This is a genomic window from Streptomyces sp. PT12 (assembly GCF_003311645.1).
GTDB lineage: Bacteria > Actinomycetota > Actinomycetes > Streptomycetales > Streptomycetaceae > Streptomyces.
In genome coordinates, this window is record NZ_QEST01000095.1 from 45,568 (window position 1) to 65,717 (window position 20,150).

Sequence of the window (20,150 nt, forward strand, 5' to 3'; positions counted from 1 at the left end):
GCGCGCCGACATGCCGCGCGCGGCGTAATGCGCCGATCGGCGGGTCGCTCGGGTCACGTTGTGCGCTGATGGTCCACGGGTGGTGACCGTGGGCGAGGGCGGCGAGGAGGCCAGGGCATGGACCAGGAGAACGTGGACAGGTCGGAAGGCTATGGCGAGCGGCTGCTCGGCCTGCTCCTCGACCGGGTGCGGCAGATGCCGCCGCAGCTGATCGCGCCGCTCGTGGCGGAGGAGGTGGGGCGGATGGGCGGCCGCGACGTCTCCATCCTGCTCCAGGACTACGCGCAGGAGACGCTGGTGCCGCTCCCCGGCAAGGGCCTGGTGGTCGGCCAGCCGGAGCCGGTGGCCGACTCACCGGCCTGGCGGTCCTTCCTGCGCGGCGAGGTCGTGGAGGTGCCTCAGCACCCCTCGGGCGTCCGCATGTACCTGCCGCTCCTCGACGGCAGCGACCAGGTGGGCGTGATGACCCTCACCCTCGACACGGTGCGCGACGACGACCGGCGCCTGCTGCGCAGGCTCGGCGGCCTGGTCGCCGACATGCTGGTCACCAAGAACGCCTACACCGACCAGTTCTTCCAGGCCAGGCGCCGGGAGCCGATGAGCGTGTCCGCGGAGATCCAGTGGAGCCTGCTGCCCCCGCTCTCGATGTCCATGCCGCAGATCGCGCTGGCCGGCATCCTGGAGCCCGCCTACCGCGTCGCGGGCGACAGCTTCGACTACGCCCTCAACGACACCATCCTGCACGTCGCCGTGATCGACGCGATGGGCCACGGCCTCGACGCCGCCACGATGGCCACCGTGGCCATCGGCGCCTACCGGCACGCCAGGCGCGTGTTCGTGAGCCTCGCCGAAAAGTACGGGTTCATGGACGACGCCATCTCCCGGCAGTTCGGGCCCGACCACTTCGTCACCGCCCAACTGATGCACCTCAACGTCACCACGGGCCGGATGGAGCTGGTCAACGCGGGCCACCCCGCCCCGCTGCTCATCCGGGAACGCCGCGTCGTACAGCAGTTGGAGAGCGCGACGACGCTGCCCGTCGGCTTCGGCGGCGAGGCGCCGCGCGTCAGCGAGCACATCCTCCGGCCCGGCGACCGGGTGCTCTTCTTCAGCGACGGCATCATCGAGGAGCACGTCTCGGGCGGCGCGTCGTTCGGCGAGGAGCGCCTCATCCGCTGCATCGACCACCTGGGGCGGCGGCCTTCCGAGGGCATCAGGGCGGACCTGCGGCGGCTCTCCCACACGCTCAAGCGCGAACGGGGCGGGCACACGAGCGACGATGCCACCCTCTTCATGATCGAGTGGCGCGGGGGCCCCGCCGACCCCCTCGGCGTCATCGACTGATCCGTGCTTCGGGAGGACCGTGAGCACGAGGCCGAACGCCTGCTCGCCGCGTCGGCGCGGCACTCCTGAGCGCCTGCGGCGCGCCGAAGCGGAGGAGGCGGCCGACGGGCGCGCGCCGGTAGTCCAGGTGCCGGAGGAGCGCGTGAACGGCCGGTCTCCACGGAGGCGTGAGTCGCCGGACGGTGTCGCCGACACACACCACCCGCGGTGAGGATCATCCCGCATCATGTGATCGCCACTCACGCGTGAAGAGGGTCACCTTGCTGAGCACGGTGGCGTGTTCGCCGGGGCCGATCGGGACGATCTCGTCGACCTCCCAGCCGCAGGCTTGGTAGAAGGTGACGGCATCTCCCCCCGTGGCCACGTAGATCCTGGCCGCACCGAGTCTCACCGCGTGACGCTCCAGATGGGTGAGCAGAAGAGCGCCGACACCGGCACGGCGGAAGGCCGGGTCGACAACGGTGCCCACGATCCACGGACCGCGATCACGACGTTGCGCGAGATCGTGGTCAGCGAGCCCAACGCCACCAAGCAGACCCTGATCGCCTGATGCGACAAACGTGACAGGCAGGCGATGGCGACCGGCCTCTCCGGCCGTGACCGTGACATAGTCCGACAGCCGTTCACGCCCTGGCTCAGGCCCCCACTCCCGGAACCGGAGTGTCGCCAGTGGTTCCACGAACTCCGGGTGATCCGCGAGCAGCCCCACACGCACACCGGCATCGGCCATGGCCCGATCATCGCCGACCACTTCCCGGCCAGCCACGGGATTTTGCGCCCACCGCACCGCACCACACCACGCCGCACGCAGCCACACGGACGCCGCTCCCCGCCTGACGGCCATGGCCTCCCCCAGGCCGTCTGCCCCGGCCCGCGCGCCGCCGCCCGACAGCTGCGATAGCGTACGGCGTTGAGCCAGGGGAAGCCGAAAACGGCGCGCACGGTGGGCCGTTGGCGCCGCCTCCGCCCCGGCGCGCGCGGCGGCGCGGCTGGCTCGCCGAGTGAGGGAGTGGTCGATGAGCCTGGCGCAGCTGCACTTGACCTCGGCCCTGCCCGCGCCCGACGGCAGCGGGTTCCGCCTCGTCGCCGCCTCGCCCGGTGTGCCCGAGGACGTGGTGCGCGAGGCCGGGCGGCTCGTCTCCTATGTGCCGCGCGCCGCCGCGCCCGCGCGGCCCACCAGCGCCGACCTGGCCGCCGAGCCCGTCGCGTTCAGCCACAGCCTGCTCGCCGACGGCGGGCGGCTGCTGGTCCGCGCGGTCCGCGCGGGCGCCGACCGCTACCACGCGCACGCCCTGCACGTGCCGCCCGGCGCCCAACTGCCAGGCGGCGCACCCCCGGTGGCGGCCTGGGACGCCCCCTGGTGGACGAGCGCCGCCCCGCCCACCGGGGCGCCCGACCCGCTCGGCGCCCCGCCGCCCGAGGGCTTCCGCGGGGACGCGCTGGCCAGGTTCGCCGCCTCGCGCGCCACCTGGCTGCCCGCGTTCTTCGCCGACGTGCGCCGGGCGAGCGAGGACGAGGACGCGCCGCGGGTCGTCGTCGTCGAGCGCGGCAGCGGCGACGTGGCCCGGTGGATCGCGCTGGCCACCGCGGCGCTGCCGGGCCCGCGCGCCCAGCGGCTGACGTTCACCACCTACGCGGGCCGCCCCTCCGACGCGCCCCAGCGGATCGTCGGCGCGCTGCCCGAGCACGCCCGCGCGTTGACCGGGCACCGGCACCGCATCAGGCTGCACGACGCGACGGGGAGCGCCGCCGCCGCGCCCGTCGACGACACGTGGGCGCGCACCGCGGCGCGCGTGTGGCGCGGCGCCGCGCCCCACCTGTTCGACGAGGCCGAGGCGCTGCCGGGCGGCGACTTCGCGGCCGGGCCGCTCGCCGCCCTCGCCCTCGCGGCCGGGATCGAGATCGACACCGACGGCAGGACGGCCGCCGCCGAGTGGGCCGCCGACCACGTGGACGCGCTCGACGCCGACCGGCTGCGCCGCCTCGTCGCCGCGCTCGGCGAGCCCACCGCCCACCGCGGCGCCGCCGCGACGGCCGCCCTCATCCGGCTGCTGCCGCGCCTCGCGCCCCGGCTGCGCGCCCCCGCCGTCGCCTCGCTCGCCGCCCTTGTGCTGCCCGACGCCGTCCGCGCGCCCGGCGGCTTGCTGGCCGCCGTCCTCGACGCGCTGCACGAGGCCGCCCCCGACGACCACAGGACCGGCAACCTGGCGGCCGAGCTCACCACCGAGCTGCGCGCGGGCATCGCCGACGCGGGGCACGGCGAGGTGCGCACGGTGGAGCTGGTCGGCGTCGCGGGACTCCTCGGCGTCGACTGCGCCGACCTGCTGCCCGCGGTCGCGCGCCGCCTCGCCCCCGCCCTGCTCGCCGCGCCCGACGCCGTGTGGACGCCCGCCGTGCGCCGCACGGTCGAGGACTCCTTCGACCTGAGGGTCCCGCTGCTCGGCGAGCTCGAGGAGCGGGCCAGGACCGATCCGGCCGCCGCGGCCGCGACGCTCGCCCGGGTCGGCCTGCGCTTCCCCGAGAGCCAGACGCTGCCGCACCTGCGGATGTGCGCCGCGGCCCGCGGCGCCGGGGGCGACCGGGTCGCCGAGGCCAACGCCCTGCTGCGCGCGGGACGCGTCTCACCCGTCGACGACCCGGCCGTGCTGCGGACCGCCATCCGCCTGGTGTGGCGGGGCGAAAGGCCGGGCGCGGCCGAGGCGGCGCGGCTGCTCGCCCAGACCGGCTCCGACCCGCACCGCGCCGCGGGCACCTGGGCGGAGCTGGTGCGCGCCGCGCTCGACGGGCACGCCGCCGACCCCGACGTGCCCGAGCTAGCCGCCCACCTGCTGCGCCACTTCTCCCTCGATCTCGACGCCCGCGCGCGGGGCGCGCTGCGGCTGCTGACGTTCGCCCGCGACCTGGAGACGGGAGAGGCGCCCCCCGGCTGGGTCGAGGAGGCGCGCGAGCGCAGGGCCGCCGCCGCACCCGTTGAACCCCCCGTGCTCGAACGGGCGTTCCTGGCGGTGGCGCACCGCGTGCTGGCCGACGACAGCCCGGACGACGAGCTGTTCGCGCTCATCCACAGCGACGACCGCGAGCTGCTCGCCGCCTACCGCGAGGCCGCGGCCTCGGCCCGGGTCCGCGAGCGGCTGCGCGCCTCGCCCGCCTATGTCGCCCGCTGCTTCGCCGCCTGGAACTCCTACCAGGACGCGGGCGCCGCGTGGCGGGAGACCTGCGCGGCGCTGCTCGACCAGGTGCTCTCCCCGGCCGTCCGCGATCTCTCGGGCGCGGACCTCGCCGCGGCGCGCGGCGTGCTCGGGGAGGCGAACGCCCGCCGCGCCGAGGAGTTCAGGGCGTTCTGCCGCAGAGGCGCGTTCGAACGCATAGGCCGCCGCCTCTCGCTCCGCGGCCGGGCCACGGGCGACCCCGCGCCCCCGCCCCCGCCGACCGATCCGCCGCCGGGTCCCGCGACTCCGCCGATGCCCCCGATGCCCACGGTGCCGCCCACGGCGCCGCCGCCCCCGCCCGCGCACCCGCCGCGCGGCGGCTGACGGCGCCGACGGCGCGGGTCGCGCGGCGCCGTGGGGCGGCCAGCGGGGCCGTAGGTGGTGGCGCGACCGGCGCCATCCCCGCCGCGAGACCGGAGCGTTCCCCGTGACCGTCCGCTGACCGGGACGCCGCCCTGCCACCCGAGCGGATCGACCGCCTCGGCCGCACCCTGACCGCGGCGGGCGTGCGCCACCGCGCCGGGGTCTACCCCGGCGCGGAGCACGGCTTCGCCCAGGCCGACACCATCTCCTACGACGTTGAGGCCGCCGGGCGCCACTGGGCCGCGCTGCTCGACCTGCTGCGCCGCGCCCTCTGACGGCGCAACGGGGGGAAGCCGCCCAGGAGTTCGAAATTTTCGACGCCATATCCCGGTGCCGCGCGCTCCATTGACGGAGCTGTGGCCCGCGCTTAACGTTTCCGTACGTTCAACGCTGGCTCTCCACCGAGCTGAACTTCGAAATTTTCGGGACCCTTTCGAGGCATGAGCCGCCTCAGCTCACCCCCCACAGCATTCGGAGAAGTCCATGGCCAAGACAACCGTGAGGCAACGCCGTTCGTTGATCGCCGCGACGGCCCTCGCCCTGAGCGCCCCGCTGCTCGCCGCCCCCGCCGCCGCCCAACCCGCCCCCACCGCACGGCCGTTCGCCGACGCGCCCGAGGGCTTCGCGGCCACCCAGGGCGGCACGACGGGCGGCGAGGGCGGGAGCACGGTCACCGTCACCACCTATGCTGACCTCGAGCGTTACGCCACCGCGTCCGAGCCGTATGTCATCAGGGTCGCGGGGACGATCAACGTGGACCCGTTCGGGCGCGAGCTCCGCGTCGCCTCCGACAAGACCATCGTCGGCGTCGGCACCCAGGGCCACATCGTCGGCGGCGGATTCTTCCTGGACGAGGTCTCCAACGTCATCATCCGCAACCTCACGATCCGCGACACCCGCATGCCCGACGACGACCCGGACGACGACGCGTACGACTACGACGGCATCCAGATGGACGGCGCCAGCCACGTCTGGATCGACCACAACCGCATCGAGCGGATGAACGACGGCCTGATCGACAGCCGCGAGGACACCACCAACCTGACCGTGTCATGGAACATCCTCAGCGAGGGCAACAAGTCCTTCGGCATCGGCTGGACCGACAACGTCACCGCCCGCATCACCATCCACCACAACTGGATCAGGGACACCAACTCCCGCAACCCCAGCATCGACAACGTCGCCCTGGCCCACCTCTACAACAACTACATGCAGGACATCACCGGCTACGGCAACTACTCGCGTGGCTCGACGCGCGCCGTCATCGAGAACGGCTACTTCGACAACGTCCGCGACCCCTACTACCGGGACTCCACCGCCACCCTCAGCGAGAGCGGCAGCATCCTCGTCGACTCCCAGGGCCGCCGCGAGGAGGGCGGCACCACGTTCAACCCCCGCGACCACTACTCCTACACCCTCGACCCGGCGAGCGAGGTCCCCGGCATCGTCGGCGCGGGCGCCGGGCCCCAGGCGTCCATCGGCCGGTGAGCCAGGAAGGACCGACGCAGCCATGAGCCGCACCCGCCGTCCCCGTCCGCCCCGCGTGGTGCCCCGCCGCACGGCCGCGCTCGCCGCGGGCCTCGCCCTGTCGGCCACCCGGGGCGCCTGGACCGCCGCCCCCGCCGAGGCGCACCAGCCCGCCAGGGCCCACCTGGTCGTGGACCGGGACGGCGGGGGCGACGGCACCTAGGGCACGAGCGGCAGCGCCACGTTCGCCGCCGACGCCGACGACTTCCACGCCGAGAACCTCACGTTCGCCAACGACTTCGACGAGGTCGCCCAGGGCGCCAGGTTCGCCGAGTACCGCAACACCGGGCCCGGCTCGGGGCCCGCGGGCGGTGAGCGCCCCCACCTCACCGACGCGGGGGCGGCGGCCCACGAGCCCGCCGACTGGCTCGGCGACTGGACCCCGCGGGCCCTCGACTGAAACGCCCCCCGAGCACGCCCCCCGAGCACGCCCCCCGAGCACGCCCCCCGAGCACGCCCCCCGAGCAGACCCGGGCACGACCCCGAGGAAAGGCGCTCACGTGAGCGATCGGTCGGCCGCACCCGGCTACCGCGCCCCCGTCCTGCCCGCGGACTGGTCCGACCCCGACGCCATCCGCGTCGGGGAGGACTTCTACCTCACCGCGTCCAGCTTAAGGCGTCCGTCATTCCTGCGGGCGGAGGGGAAAAAGCGCTCGGCGCGACCACCGTGCGGCGGACGACGTGCAGGGCCGAGTGAACGAGGTCCGCTCGGCGGTGCTGTGATGCGCTGGGTGGCCTCGGCCAGCAGATCGCGGGTGGCATGGTGCACGATCGGGTACGCGTAGACCTCCTGCCTCGCCCCGTCCGGCGTGTGTGATCTCAGCACCACCCGGCCGCGCTGATGGGTCTTGATCTCGTCGCGGACCAGCTCGATCTCCCAACGCTGGGCATAGAGAGTCACGAGTTCGGCGGCTGGGTACTTCTCGTGATCGGTGAGACTGGTGATCAGCCGGATGACGTCCGGCTGTCCGTCGACGCGGTACTCGATCACCCGGGCTCCGCCCTCGGCTTCCGGAACCTCACGAACTGCATCGCCGGTCACTGCTCGAAGCCGGCGGCTTCAGACCACTCCTACACCCTCAACTGCGAAGCCAGAGATTTTGACAGGTGCTTCAAGTTAACATAGGCTTCTTGACTATGAAGTCAAATAATGGAGTGGTCGAAGACCAGGCCACTGCCGAGCCCTCGTCCGCAGAGACGTCCGACGATGCCAATCAGACTCCTGCGCCGTTCGATTTCCTCTCCCCGGAGGAGACGTTCGGTGTGTGCGACATCAACGGAGTGTGTTCCTGATGAGCGGCGAAGCGTTCGGGCAGACACAGGACCGCCTCATGGTGGACGTGTGGAGCGACGTGATGTGCCCGTTCTGCTACATGGGCGACACCCTGCTCGGCCAGGCGCTGGAGAGCTTCCCCCATAAGGAGCATGTCGAGGTGCGGTACCACAGCTTCCTGCTGGTACCGGGCCTTCCTGACACCCCGGTCGACATCGACGAGGTGATGACCGGTCGGCGCAGCACACCTGGGGGCCAGGTCAATGCGACCTTCGCCAAGTACGCTGATCGCTTCCGTCGGATCGGGCTAGAATACCAGTACGAGCGGATCCAGGCCGTGCAGACGTACACCGCGCACGAGCTCAGCCACTTCGCCGCTTCCCATGGCAAGCAGCACGAGATGCTGAAGCGTCTGTTCAAGGCCTACTTCGTCGATGGTCTCAACGTCGCCGACCACCAGGTGCTCGCCGACCTGGCGACAGAAGTCGGGCTGGACCGTGACAGTGCGCTGGCCGCGCTGGCGAGCGGCGGGTTCACTGGTGCTGTCGACGCGGACCTGCAGCGGGCCCGGGACATGGGCATCAGCGGGGTGCCGTTCTTCGTGTTCGCCGGGAAGTACGCCGTCTCCGGCGCACAGTCGGTGGAAGCATTCGGTCAGGCGTTGGAGACCAGCTGGAACGAGACCGTCGGAGCGCCAGCCGGGGCGGAGCGATGACCGAGCCCGCCCCGCGTCTGCGAGCGGACGCCCGACGCAACGTCGAGGGCATCCGACAGGCTGCTCTCAAGGTGTTCCGCACGGGTGGGCTGAACAGCCCTCTCGAGGAGGTCGCACGCGCGGCAGGAGTCAGCAAAGGCACCATCTACCACCGATTCGGCGGCAGGCACGGCTTGATCGGCGCCGTCGTGGAAGACCTTGTCGCTGAGCGCATCATCGGAATCATTACCGCCGTGGATGCGATCGCCGACCCTGTGGAACGGTTTGAGGAATACCTGCGTCGCATCTGGCTGCTCCAGTACGACGAACCGGCTGCCAACGACGTGCTCCTGAGGACACTCCCCGGCTGCGAATCAGCGAACGTGCTCTGCAAGCGTGCCAGCGAAGCCGCCACGCGACTTCTGGTCGACGCTCAGGCAACCGGACGGATCCGTGGCGACCTCACCCCTGAGGATCTCCATCTGCTGATCTGGGAACGCGGGATCATCGCCAGAGCCTGCGGCCATCATCAGCCCCGCGAAGGCTACGAACGCCGACTCGAGTACACCCTCACCGGGCTCCGCACCGCTCGCGGCTGATTTTCAGGCGCCCTTGCTCGGGCTCGACAGCCATAGGTGGCTGCCTCCCCAGGGAGCGTCAGCGAGCCCATTCAGGCTTGAGCTCGGCCTCGGTCTTCGCCTGTCCAGTAGCGCGCGCATTGTCCTCACTCAGCCCCTTCTTCGCAGCGATTGCCTTCACCAGGATGTCGGCTCACTCAGGCCGCGTCGTCCACCTCCAGCCCATGACGTGGGACGACGACGGCTGGCCGGTCATCGGCGACGGCGGCGAGCCCGTCGAAAGGCACCGGCTCCCCGTCGCGGGCCAGCCGCGGTCGGCGCCCGCGACGGACGACGACTTCCCAGGCGGCGCGTTCGGACCCCAGTGGACCTGGCTCGCCAACCCGGGCCCCGACTGGGCGCCGCCGCACGGCGGCGCGGGCCCGCGCCTCGCCTGCCTGCCCACCCCAGGCGCCCACGACCCGCGCACCCTGCCGAACGTGCTGACCCAGCGCCTGCCCGCCGGCCCCCGCACCGCCGGGGTGGAGCTGCGGCTCGGCCCCGGGGTGCCGGGGGCCAGGGCAGGACTCGCCGTGGTGGGCGACGCGTTCGGCTGGATCGGCCTGGAGCGCGCGGCCGACGGCGGCGTGCGCCTGGCGCACCGCTTCGGCGAGCCCGTGGCCGAGCGCGAACGGGACGCCGCCCCCGCGCGCCCCGCGCCCGAAGGCCGCGCGCTGCTGTGCGTGCACATCACCGACGACGGCCGCTGCCGCTTCGCCGCCCGGCTGCCGGACGACGACGGATTCCGGCCCTCCGGGCCGGAGTTCGCCGAGCGGAACGCCACCCGCGGCCAGTGCGGCAGCCGCCCGTCGAGCGCCAGCGCGAGCGCCAGGGCGAGACCGATCTGGAGCGTCACCGCGAGCGCCATGAACAGCAGCGTGTTGGTGAACGACACCAGCACCGTCGAATCGGCGAACACGTCGCGGTAGTTGTCGGCCCCGGCCCAGCGCGGCGGGTCGATCACGTTCCAGTGGAAGAAGCTCAGCAGCACCGAGCCCACGATCGGCACCACCGTGAACACCAGCACCCCGACCACCGTCGGCGCCAGGAACGCCGCGGCGAGCAGCCTGGCCGCGCGGCGCTCCCCGCGGCGGGTCCGACCGCGCTCCCGCGCCCGGCTCACGGCTCGCGCTCCATTGGTACTCCGTCGACGGCGGGCGCTCGTTCGCCCCGTACGGCACGGACCCCGTGCTCGCCGACCCCGGCGTCAGGGACTTCCGCGACCCCAAGGTGATCAGGGACGCCGAACGCGGCCGCTGGGTCCAACTCCTCGCCGAGAATGACAAGATCGGGATCTACACCTCGCCCGACCTCAAGGCGTGGACCTTCGCGAGCGGCTTCGTCCGCGGCGGCATCGGCGTGCTCGAGTGCCCCGACCTGTTCCGCATCGAGATGGCCGATGGCGAGGCCCGCTGGGTCCTCGGCGTGAGCGCCAACGGCAAGGCGTCGGGGCTGCCCAACACCTACGCCTCCTGGATCGGCGACTTCGACGGCGCGACGTTCACCGCCGAGACCGAGCAGCCGCGTTGGCTCGATCACGGCTTCGACTGGTACGGGGCGGTGACGTTCGAGCGGCACACCGACCTCGCCACCGGGGCCGTCGACCCCGCCACCCGGTATGCCATCGCCTGGATGAACAACTGGGACTACCCGCACACCACCCCGACCCTTGAGGCGGACGGCTTCAACGGCACGGACTCCCTCGTCCGCGAGATCACCCTGGGCCGTGAGGCATCGGGTGAATGGGCTCTGTTCTCCCGGCCTCTGGCCGCGCTCGCGGACCGGGTGACGCGCACGGTGCGGATGGGCGACGTGGTGGTCGACGGCCTGCTGGTCCTCGAATACACCGGCGTGGCCTACGAGTTGGCCACCACCGCGCGCTGGGACGCCCCCACCACGCTGGGCGCCCAGGTGCGCCGCTCGGCCGATGGCGCCCGGCACGTCGATGTCGGGGTGCACGGTGACTATTCCTTCCTCGACCGCGGCGGCGTCCCGGGGCCGGACGCCTCGGGCGCCTGGCAGGAGAGCCGCACCCCGTTCGACCCGGCGCGCCGCGAGGTGTCGCTGCGGGTCTTCGTGGACCGGGTCAGCGTCGAGGTGTTCTTCGACGACGGCCTTCATGCGCACTCGCACCTGGCGTTCCCCGAACCGGACGACGCGGGGATCGCGCTGTTCACGGTGGGCGCGGCGGCGACGTTCGGGGACGTGGTGATCCATGAGTTCGGCCTCGCCTGACGGCGGCCCTGCCCACGCCACGACGGCGGCTCCCGCCCCCCTCCGGCGGGACGCGGGGGCACGCCCGCTAGGGTGTTAAGAACGCGTCAAGACGCGTGGTGTGCCGGGAAGTCTGGTCGGCGTCGCAGGGCCGGTGTGCCCGTACGTCGATCTCCCGGAGGCCCCCCTTGTCCCTCGGCCCGAGCGAGCGCCCACCCCACGGCGGCACGCCGTTCCCGCCCGCGGAGGGGCAGGGCGTGCGCGCCCGTGACCTCGCCGAGCCCTTCCCCGCCGTGACCACCGACGACGCCGCGATCGACGCCGCGCGCCTGCTGGCCGAACGCTCGCTTCCCGCGCTCCTGGTGCTCGACGCCGACGGCCGCCCCGACGCCGTCGTGCCAGGGCCCGCCCTGATCCGCCGCCTCCTGCCCGCCCACCTCGCCGAAGTCCCCTCCCTCGCGGGCGCGTTCGGCACCGAGCTCGATGCCGAGCTCGCCGATGACCTGGCCGGGCTCACCGTGGCCGACTGGGTGCCGCGCCACCGCTACCCGCCGCCCGTCGTCGGCCCCGACGCGCGCCCCCTCGAGGTCGCGACCCTGATGGCGAGCTTCCACAGCCCCCTGGTGGCGGTCATCGAACGGGACGGCGACGCCGTGACGTTGCTCGGCGGCGTCTCCGCCACCCGCCTCCTGCGGCACTTCCTCGGGCCCCGGCCGCGCCCCTGAGCGGGTGCGGCGCCCTGAGAAGGGTGCCCTAAGGGGCCGGCGTCGATGTCGGCCCGGCGGACGCGGACCCCGGCGCCGGTCTGCGCCGCCAGGCCAGCGCGGCCGCCGCCGCGAGGGCGGCCAGGACGAGCGCGAGGCCCAGCGTTCCCGCGTTGAGCCCGACGCCGTGCGCCAGGACATACGCGAGCGCGCCCGCGGTGAGGCAGTAGTAGATCATCGGCAGCGCCGTCTTTCCACGGTGCTCCTTCGAGCTCGTCGCCGTCCGACGCCGGGCGGCATGACAAGTGAATGCCATTATCGTCTGGGCTCCTTGGGGCGGGATCGCAGAGCGAGAGGAGTGCCGATCGGTGAGCGGAACACCGGTGGTGAGCGCGGACCGCCCCGCCGCAAAGGCCCCGCGTTCGGTGCTGCGGGAGGCGTCGTTCCCGCGGCTGTGGGTGGGCGCCACGGCCTCCCGCCGGTAGTACGCGTCCAGGTCGACGCCGTACCCCGGCTTCCGGCCCGTCCACGGCAGGGGCTCGCCCAGCACGTCGCCCACGCCGGTGCCGCGCAGCGTCGCCAGCCTGCGCGCCCGCCGCGCGTCGTCGACGATCCGGTCGTACACCTCATCGGCCGAAAGACCGGCCAGGCGCGGATCGTACAGCGCCCCCTCCGGCATCTCGCCCACGGCCATCTCCACCAGCCAGCCGTTGACGACGTGGTCCGCCGCGACGTTCCACAGGTACGGGTCGCGCGCGCCGACGCGGTCGCCGTGCCGGAGCGCCGCGTGCAGCATCTCGTGGGCCAGGACGAACCGCCACTGCTCGACCGGGAGTCGGCGCAGCGGATTGACATAGATCTCGGCGGCCGACGGCGACACCGCGGCGATCGAGATGTCCCAGCCGCGGGCCAGCTCGGCGTCCGCGACCAGCGTGAAGCGCGCGGCCAGCGCGCCGAGCAGCGGAGAGGACGAGAGGAACCAGCCAAGCGCCAGCTCCCACGGCGGCCTTGGCGCACCCGGGTCGGTCAGCGAGAGCCGCGCCCCGCCCGCCACATCCACCGCGGCCGTCGCCGACGCGGCGAGACCCACGGCGAACGCGCCTGACCAGTCCGGCAGGTGAGGGCCGTCCCGCCTCCCTTCCCGCTCCCCGTCCCGTCGCCCGCGCGGCTCCAGATCGGGGCCGAGGCCCCCCGTGCCGCAGTCGGCCAGCTCAGGGGGAACGCCGTTGTCCCGCCAGCGCCGCCGCAGCGCCTCCTCGTCGCCCGACGGCAGCTCGGCGGGCAGCGGCAGCGGCTCCCCGCCCAGCTTGAGCGCCCGCTGGAAACGCGCCACGGCCACGCACGCCACGGCCCGGTCCACCGGATCGTCCCAGGCGCGCGCCCCGGCCGCGTGCCCGAAGCCCAGGTGCAGCAGGCAGTGAGCCAGGACCCAGGTCCATGCGTCCACGCCCAGCCGGTGTCCACGGCTCGCCCTGATCTGCCCGAACGCGCTCACCCTGGCGATCGCCCTGGCCGACCCCAGCCGCCCTACCGCCACCAGCTCGGCCCGGGCGCCGCCCCTCGCGAAGCCACCCGCCCGAAGGCTCATCATCGGACGGAACAGCGGGTGCTGGCCCAGCGTGCGCCAAGCGGCCGTGAACGCCTCAAGGTTGGGATCGGGCGCGGCCCGCCGCCTCCCCCGGCTCATCGGGGCACCCCCTCTCAGGCCCGGGCCGAGACCAGCCGCGGCAGATCGCGGCTCACCTCGACGAGAAACCACGACGGCAGCACAGGAGCCCCGGCGTCATCCGTGGCGATCACCAACTGGGCGCACTCCAGGGACACGTCGGCGAGATCGAGAAGCAGCGCCTTGCCGCGGTGCGCGAACTGCCGCACGGCGGGCGACGCGTGGTCCCGGTCGGCGGGCAACTCCTTGACCAGGCGCGCCCGGAACGCCTCGGCCAGGAAGTACGGCAGGTCCCGGTCGGCGGGCGCGGCGGGCCACCTGGCGTCGCCGCGCACCACCGCGGGAAGGCTGTAGCGGTGGCGGACGATCTTGACATAGCCGCAGAACGCCGACGCGTGCCCGGGGGACAGCGTCCCCGCCGCGAGCAACCGCAGCGTCTCCTCGGGTATGCCGTCGCCGTAGGAGCGCAGCGCGTCGGACAGCATGTGCCAGCTGCGCGGCGTGGAGAACACCTCCTCGACCTTCGGCGGCGCCACCACCAGATGGTCGGGGCGCTGCGTGAGGTAGTCGGTGATCCACGGGTGGATGCCCGCGCCCACCGCCCAGGTGAGCCAGTCGTCGGGGCTGGCCCGCAGATGGATGTGCACCAGCCGGTTGACAAGCGCCGACGCCATGGGCCTGGCCAGCGCGTTGTCGGTGGCCCGGTTCCCGGCGCCGATCACGATGGATCCCGCGGGCAGCTCGTACGCCCCGATGCGCCGGTCGAGGATCAGCGAGTAGAACGCCTTCTGCACCTCGGGCGCGGAGGCGTTGAGCTCGTCGAGGAACAGGCAGTAGGCGTCGTCCCGCGCGATCGCCTCCGGCGGCGCGAACCTGCTGCGCCCGTCCCGCAGTTCGGGCACGCCGATCAGGTCCTCTGCGGCCAGCTGGGTGCCGACGAGCGTCACGCACTCGAGCCCGAGCGAGGCGGCGAACGAGCGGACCAGCGAGCTCTTGCCGATGCCGGGCGCTCCCCACACGAACACCGGCCTGACCACCGCGACATGGAGCGGGACGTCGGGGAGCAGGGCCGGGGTGACGGTGATCGATGACTGCGCCCGCCCATCATTCACACCCGCCGCCGCCGCGACCATCCGATATCGGCGGCGGCGGGCGCGCGCGGTCAGAAGCGGGCGCCGACCTCCGCGCCGTTCGCCGGGCGCAGGAACGGGGACGAGGGGATCGCCCCGTCGGACCCGCGCGGCCCGGTGATCGTGCCGGGGTCGGTGCTGGCGAACGACCACGAGCCGCCGATGTCCCAGGAGTTGCCGTCGCCGGACGAGCCGGAGCCCAGGGAGGCGTCCGTGCCGTTGCCCACCGCCAGGTTCGCGGTCAGCGTGCCGTCGGCGTCCGCGAAGTCGAACCCCGTCCCGCCGTTGTCCCAGGCCGTGCAGCGCTCGGCCACCAGCGCGCCGGGGTTGGCGTTGTCGATGAACCCACCGACCGAGTTGTCCCAGGCCATGCTGTTGCGGGTGACATGCGCGGCGGGCAGGTCCTCGTCGCCGCCGCCCAGCTTGAAGCCGTTGCCGTCGCCGGTGTAGTCGGGAAGGTTCCACCGGTTGTAGCCGTTGCCCCAGGCCAGGCTGTCCTCGACGAGGACGGGGGAGAGGAACTCCCAGGCGTCGTAGCCGTCGTCTGAGTTGTTCCACAGGCGCGCGCCGCGCACCACGTTGCCGCTGCCCGAACCCTCCTTGATGGCAAGGCCGTCGGCGCTCTCGCCGTTCTTGCGCGGGTCGCGGTTGCCGTAACTGTCCAGGTTCAGGATCTGGTTGCCGCCGGACGCGCCCTGGAGGTGCAGCCCGGACTCGTAGTTGTCGCGCGTGACCAGGCCGTCGAAGACGTTGCCGCTGGTGTCCACGCCGAAGACGCCGTAGGGGCCGTTGATGATCTCCAGGTCGATCAACCGCCAGTGATCGCCCGCCAGATGGATCGCCCCGCGCTCGGCCCGCGGGATGCTGCCGTCCACTGGGGCGGGGGTGTGCGGCATGTTCTCGCCGTCGATCACGGCCCGTTCGCCCTCGTGGGCGCGGAGCGTGATGGGCTCGCTCGCGGTGCCGCTCGCCAGCAGCCTGATGTTGGTGGCGGGCGCGTAGGTGCCCGCCCTGAGATGGATGGTCGTGCCGGGCTCGGCCAGGTCGACGCCGCGCTGCACGGTGCGCAGCGGCTCGTCGAGGGTGCCGGGGGCGGCGTCGTCGCCGTCCGGCGCGACATAGAGGTGGGCGGCCGCCGCTTCCACCGGCGTCGACCCGACGGCGGCGGAGGCGGCCAGGGGGGCGGCGGTCGCGGCGCCTAGCCCCGACAGCGCGGTGACGGCCCAGGCCAGCAGGCCCGCGGGGACCAGGAGGGCGTTGCGTTTCATCGTTCCTCTCCAAGGGAGGGCAGCCGTCTGCGGCGTCGGCGGGCCGAGTCGCCGAACGGTAGGGACTGAATGGTTTCAGCCAGCGGGCGCGGAACGGCGGCGAGGTCGCTGTGCGGTGGGGGTCGAGCGAGACGCGGGGCGCTCGGCACGCGTCACCCCGGGCGGCGTGGAGGCGCTCCCACGCCCGGAACGCTGCGAACGTACTGACCCGCCGTCACGGCGTCAAGAGTCCCTGGATCGCGTATTCCTCGGGCCCCTTCCCATGGCCGACTCAGCGGGAAAGTCCACACGGTGAGCGCCATATTCCACACCCATTCTGCAAGCGTTCCGGCATTCTGGATCCCGAATTCCGGCCCCGGTCAAGAGCCTTGACAGTGATTAACACCGTCGATACATTCCGGGAAAAGAAAGCGCTTGCGGCAAGGTTTCCGCGGGTCGGTCCAAGCGCGGTAGTGCATGTGCGCCCCTGCGTCAGGCGTTGCGGGAATTTCGTTCTGCCTGCCGCTGTGAGTTCCTTGTCCCTGCCTTTTCATCGGTTCGTCACCGACGGACCGACCCCCACACCATTCCCCCACCCAACGCCCGTGCGCAGCGGGACCGTTCGGAAACATCATCGAGAGGCAGCGAAACGATGCGATCCCCCCACCGACTTGTCAGCGGAAGGCCGGCCCGGATGCTGCTGGCCGCCGTGTTCGCCGGGGCCCTGGCCGCCGGCGGCACGACGGCGTTCGCCCAGGGGCCCGACGCGGAAGCCCCCGCGCCCGTGGCTGACACCCTCGCCGTCGAGTGGCCGCAGGCCACCGACGAGGTCGTCGTCAACGAGACCATCGAGGTCGACGGTTCCTTCGACGGCGGCAATGTGCGCTATGTGCCGGGCCCCGAGCTGGGCGACGGCGGCCAGGGCGAGGACCAGCTGCCGGTGTTCGAGCTTTCACAGGGTGAATCGTTGAGCAATGTGCTCATCGGCTCGCCGGGCGCCGACGGCGTGCACTGCTCGGGCAGCTGCACGCTGAACAACGTCTGGTGGGAGGACATCGGCGAGGACGCGGCCACCTTCCGCGGCGGTGACGGCTCCCAGTTCCTCGTCAGCGGCGGCGCGGCCCGCGCCAGCGACGACAAGGTGCTCCAGCACAACGGCGGCGGCACGCTGACCGTCAGGGACTTCGCCGCCGAGGACTTCTCCACCCTGGTGCGCTCGTGCGGCAACTGCTCGACCCAGTACGGGCGGACCATCGTGCTGGAGAATGTCGAGGTCACCGCGCCCGCGAGCCGTCTCGTCGGCATCAACGAGAACTACGGCGACTCGGCGACGCTGCGGAACATCACGATCATCGGCGACGACGACCGCGACATCACCATCTGCCAGAAGTACATCGGCAACGACGAGGGCGACGAGCCGGACGAGACGGGCACCGACCCGGACGGCACCCACTGCCGCTACTCCTCATCGGACATCACCTACCAGTAGGTTCCGTCCGTGGCCACCGTGTGACCCCCGGCGTTCCCTCGCGCCGGGCGGGACCGGCCCCCCGCGCCGAGCGCGCGGGGGGCCGCTCGGCGTGGCCCCCGCCGTGCCAGGGGCCGCCCATGGCCCCGGGGGATGGGCCGGTTTCCACCGCTTAAAGGGGCCGATCGGGGCGTGAGGTGGGGCGGGGCTGGGGCGGTTCAGGGGTGGTGAGGCCCGGCGGTGGCCCTTACGTTCGGTGAGTGAGCGGGCCGGATGGGTGAGTGGCCGCGGGGGTCCCGTGGCCCGCACCCACCGAGTGCGCGCCATGAGCCGGTCGGCCAGCAGCGGGAGAGAACATGACGGTCGTCCCTGCCAGCACCGCCCGCGTCCTGGGCCTCCCCCTGTCCCCGTCGTCCGCCGCCATCGCGCGGCCCTGGGTCCTCTCGGGTGGCGGCCCCGGAGGCGTGCGCGCCGGCGCGCGAGAGCTGCGCGCGCTGCTCGACCGGCACCCCGGCTGGGAGCCTGGCGCCGTCGGGCGGGCCCTGCTCGGGCTCGACGCCTCGCCCCCGCGCCCGCACCGCGCCGTGCTCGTGGCCGGAGGGCGGGAGGAGTTCGCCGCCGCGCTCGCCGCGTTGGCCGACGGCCCTCCCGGCACCCCGGTGCCGGGGCTGATCGAGGGGCGCCCCGAGGCCGCCGCGGCGGGGCCGGTGTTCGTCTTCCCCGGGCAGGGGCCCCAATGGCCGGGTATGGCGCGGGAGTTGATGGCCACCTCACCCGCCTTCGCCGCGCGCATGCGGGACTGCGACGACGCCTTCGCCCCGTTTCTCGACTGGTCGACGGCCGACGCCGCGGTCGACGCGGACGGCGCGCCACCCCTGTCCGGGGCGGAAGTGGTGCAGCCGGTGCTGTTCTCCGTGATGGTCTCCCTGGCCGCGCTGTGGGAGGCGGCCGGGGTGCGGCCCGCCGCCGTGCTGGGACACAGCCTGGGCGAGGTGGCCGCCGCGTGTGTGAGCGGAGCCCTGTCCCTGGAGGACGGCGCGCGCGTCGTGGCCCTGTGGAGCAGGGCGCAGGCCACCCTCGCGGGCCGGGGCGAGATGGTCTCCGTCCTGCTGCCCGCCGAGCCGCTGCGCGCCCGCCTCGCCGAGCGCTACAGGGAACGCCTCGTGGTCGCCGTCGAGAACGGCCCCGGCATGACCGTCGTCTCGGGCGACGCCGACGCCGCCGACGAGCTGCTGCGCGACCTCGCCGCCGAGGGCGTCCACGCCCGCACCGTCGCCGTCGGCCTGGCGGCGCACTCCCCGCACATGGACGCCATCCTGCCCGTGCTGCGCGCCGACCTCGCACCGCTCGCGCCCAAGCCCCCGAGGCTGCCGTTCTACTCCGCCGTCACCGGGGGCGCGCTCGACCCCGACGACCGCCTCGACGCCGCCTACTGGTGCCGCAACCTGCGCGGCACCGTCCGCTTCCACGCGGCCACCCGCGCGGCCCTCGCCGACGGGCACCGCGCCCTGGTCGAGATCAGCCCGCACCCCGTGCTCACCTCGGCGATGGAGGTCAGCGCCGAACGCGCGGGGTCGGCCGCCGCCCTCCATGTGCAGGCCACGCTGCGGCGCGACGAGGGCGGGCCGCGCCGCTTCCTGACCGCGCTGGGCGAGCTGTATGTCGCGGGCGGCGAGCCCGACTGGCGCACCGTCCACGCCGACCCCCGCGCCGACCCCGACGCGCCCGTCCCCCTCGACCTGCCGCCCGAACTCTTCGCCGGGGACGGCGGGAAGAGCCCCGAGGCGGACGGCGCGGCGAGGGCGGGTGCCGCGCTGCGGGAGCGGCTGCGAGCCCTGGGCGCGGCCGAACGCCGAGGCGCGCTCGCCGCGTTGGTGGGGGAGTGGGCCCTGGACGTCCTGCACCCCGGCGAGGCGAGGGACGAAAGGCCCGATCCGGGGCGGACGTTCCGCGACCTGGGCGTCGACTCGGGCACCGCGCTCGCCATCCGCGACCGCGTGCGCCTGGCCACCGGCGTGCGGCTCTCGCCCACCGCCGTCTTCGACCACCCCACGCCCGCCGCGCTCGGCAGCCACCTTGAGGCCGAACTCTTCGGCGCGCCAGGCGCGTTCGCGCCCGGCGCGACCACCGGCACCGCCACCGGCGCGCCGTCCGCCCACCGCGACGAGCCGATCGCGATCGTCGGGATGGGCTGCCGCTTTCCCGGGGGCGTGGGCTCGCCCGAGGAGTTGTGGGAGCTGGTGGCCGAAGGGCGGGACGCGATCGGCCCGTTGCCGACGGACCGCGGGTGGGACATCGAGGGCCGCTACGACCCCGACCGCGCCAGGCCCGGCACGTTCTACCAGCGCGCGGGCGGATTCCTCTACGACGCCGGGGACTTCGACGCCGAGTTCTTCGGGATCTCCCCCCGCGAGGCCCTGGCGATGGACCCCCAGCAGCGGCTTGCGCTCGAAACCGCGTGGGAGGCGTTCGAGCACGGCCGGATCGACGCCACGCGCCTGAAGGGCTCGCGCACCGGCGTGTTTGTGGGCGCGATGACCATGGACTACGACCGGCGCGCCGACGCGGCGGACGACGAGGTCGCGGGCTATCTCCTCACCGGGAACACCGGCAGCGTGGTGTCGGGGCGGGTGGCGTACGCGCTGGGTCTTGAGGGTCCTGCGGTGACGGTGGACACGGCGTGTTCGTCGTCGT

Annotated in this window: 14 protein-coding genes and 5 pseudogenes; 13 read left to right on the plus strand and 6 right to left on the minus strand. The window is 73.4% G+C overall.

Features of this window, described 5'->3' with window-relative positions; translation table 11 throughout:
• Positions 1 to 117: 117 nt before the first annotated feature.
• Complete coding sequence (locus DEH69_RS10860; protein ID WP_113686736.1) at positions 118 to 1,344, plus strand: PP2C family protein-serine/threonine phosphatase; 1,227 nt, start codon at positions 118 to 120, stop codon at positions 1,342 to 1,344.
• Positions 1,345 to 1,558: 214 nt separating this feature from the next.
• On the opposite strand, the gene DEH69_RS10870 is transcribed toward DEH69_RS10860, so the two are convergent.
• A complete protein-coding gene (locus tag DEH69_RS10870; protein WP_181727369.1) occupies positions 1,559 to 2,074 on the minus strand; it encodes a GNAT family N-acetyltransferase in 516 nt (171 codons plus the stop codon).
• Positions 2,075 to 2,360: 286 nt separating this feature from the next.
• Here DEH69_RS10870 and DEH69_RS31420 point away from each other — a divergent pair, with 286 nt between their 5' ends.
• From DEH69_RS31420 to DEH69_RS32535, 5 genes and pseudogenes are all read left to right on the plus strand, one after another.
• Positions 2,361 to 4,877 carry a GTPase-associated protein 1-related protein gene (locus DEH69_RS31420; RefSeq protein WP_113686738.1) on the plus strand — a complete coding sequence of 839 codons (2,517 nt, stop codon included), beginning with the start codon at positions 2,361 to 2,363 and terminating at the stop codon, positions 4,875 to 4,877.
• Positions 4,878 to 5,002: 125 nt separating this feature from the next.
• A pseudogene (locus tag DEH69_RS10880) lies at positions 5,003 to 5,191 on the plus strand (dienelactone hydrolase family protein); the annotation flags it as partial.
• 208 nt (positions 5,192 to 5,399) lie between these two features.
• Positions 5,400 to 6,404 carry a polysaccharide lyase family 1 protein gene (locus DEH69_RS10885; RefSeq protein WP_113686740.1) on the plus strand — a complete coding sequence of 335 codons (1,005 nt, stop codon included), beginning with the start codon at positions 5,400 to 5,402 and terminating at the stop codon, positions 6,402 to 6,404.
• 22 nt (positions 6,405 to 6,426) lie between these two features.
• Positions 6,427 to 6,606, plus strand: a complete 180-nt coding sequence (locus DEH69_RS30975; protein ID WP_147255517.1) for a hypothetical protein — start codon at positions 6,427 to 6,429, stop codon at positions 6,604 to 6,606.
• A 99-nt stretch (positions 6,607 to 6,705) separates the two neighbouring features.
• A pseudogene (locus tag DEH69_RS32535) lies at positions 6,706 to 6,843 on the plus strand (pectin esterase); the annotation flags it as partial.
• Between the two features lie 192 nt (positions 6,844 to 7,035).
• On the opposite strand, the gene DEH69_RS10895 reads toward DEH69_RS32535, so the two are convergent.
• The gene (locus DEH69_RS10895; RefSeq protein ID WP_258534584.1) at positions 7,036 to 7,434 is read right to left on the minus strand and encodes a transposase; all 399 of its coding nucleotides are present in this window, start codon (positions 7,432 to 7,434) and stop codon (positions 7,036 to 7,038) included.
• Between the two features lie 301 nt (positions 7,435 to 7,735).
• Between DEH69_RS10895 and DEH69_RS10900 the strand changes: the two genes are divergently transcribed.
• The 3 genes and pseudogenes from DEH69_RS10900 to DEH69_RS31425 all read left to right on the plus strand — a co-directional run.
• Positions 7,736 to 8,431, plus strand: coding sequence for a DsbA family protein (locus tag DEH69_RS10900; RefSeq protein WP_113686751.1), 696 nt, complete (start codon positions 7,736 to 7,738; stop codon positions 8,429 to 8,431).
• Complete coding sequence (locus DEH69_RS10905) at positions 8,428 to 9,009, plus strand: TetR/AcrR family transcriptional regulator (protein WP_113686741.1); 582 nt, start codon at positions 8,428 to 8,430, stop codon at positions 9,007 to 9,009. Before DEH69_RS10900 ends, DEH69_RS10905 begins: the two co-directional genes overlap by 4 nt.
• 170 nt (positions 9,010 to 9,179) lie before the next feature.
• A pseudogene (locus tag DEH69_RS31425) lies at positions 9,180 to 9,797 on the plus strand (glycoside hydrolase); the annotation flags it as partial.
• Here DEH69_RS31425 and DEH69_RS32540 read toward each other — a convergent pair.
• A pseudogene (locus DEH69_RS32540) lies at positions 9,794 to 10,150 on the minus strand (sugar ABC transporter permease); the annotation flags it as partial. The pseudogenes DEH69_RS31425 and DEH69_RS32540 sit on opposite strands and share 4 nt — an antisense overlap.
• Positions 10,151 to 10,164: 14 nt before the next feature.
• Between DEH69_RS32540 and DEH69_RS10915 the strand changes: the two are divergent.
• Positions 10,165 to 11,262 (plus strand): annotated as a pseudogene (locus DEH69_RS10915) (glycoside hydrolase family 32 protein); the annotation flags it as partial.
• 236 nt (positions 11,263 to 11,498) lie between these two features.
• Entirely contained in the window at positions 11,499 to 11,966 is a 468-nt protein-coding gene (locus DEH69_RS10920; RefSeq protein WP_181727371.1) for a CBS domain-containing protein, read from the plus strand.
• Positions 11,967 to 11,994: 28 nt separating this feature from the next.
• Here DEH69_RS10920 and DEH69_RS10925 read toward each other — a convergent pair whose 3' ends face one another.
• From DEH69_RS10925 to DEH69_RS10935, 3 genes are read right to left on the minus strand one after another with little or no spacing between them, the layout of a single operon-like run.
• A complete protein-coding gene (locus tag DEH69_RS10925; protein ID WP_113686743.1) occupies positions 11,995 to 13,632 on the minus strand; it encodes a hypothetical protein in 1,638 nt (545 codons plus the stop codon).
• Positions 13,633 to 13,646: 14 nt separating this feature from the next.
• Complete coding sequence (locus tag DEH69_RS10930) at positions 13,647 to 14,723, minus strand: ATP-binding protein (RefSeq protein ID WP_258534585.1); 1,077 nt, start codon at positions 14,721 to 14,723, stop codon at positions 13,647 to 13,649.
• A gap of 50 nt (positions 14,724 to 14,773) precedes the next feature.
• A complete protein-coding gene (locus tag DEH69_RS10935) occupies positions 14,774 to 16,009 on the minus strand; it encodes a DUF1565 domain-containing protein (protein ID WP_113686745.1) in 1,236 nt (411 codons plus the stop codon).
• Between the two features lie 673 nt (positions 16,010 to 16,682).
• Here DEH69_RS10935 and DEH69_RS10940 point away from each other — a divergent pair.
• Complete coding sequence (locus DEH69_RS10940) at positions 16,683 to 17,477, plus strand: pectate lyase (RefSeq protein ID WP_113686746.1); 795 nt, start codon at positions 16,683 to 16,685, stop codon at positions 17,475 to 17,477.
• A 335-nt stretch (positions 17,478 to 17,812) separates the two neighbouring features.
• The coding region (locus DEH69_RS33390) for an acyltransferase domain-containing protein (RefSeq protein WP_113686747.1) at positions 17,813 to 20,150 on the plus strand (2,338 nt) is incomplete at its 3' end.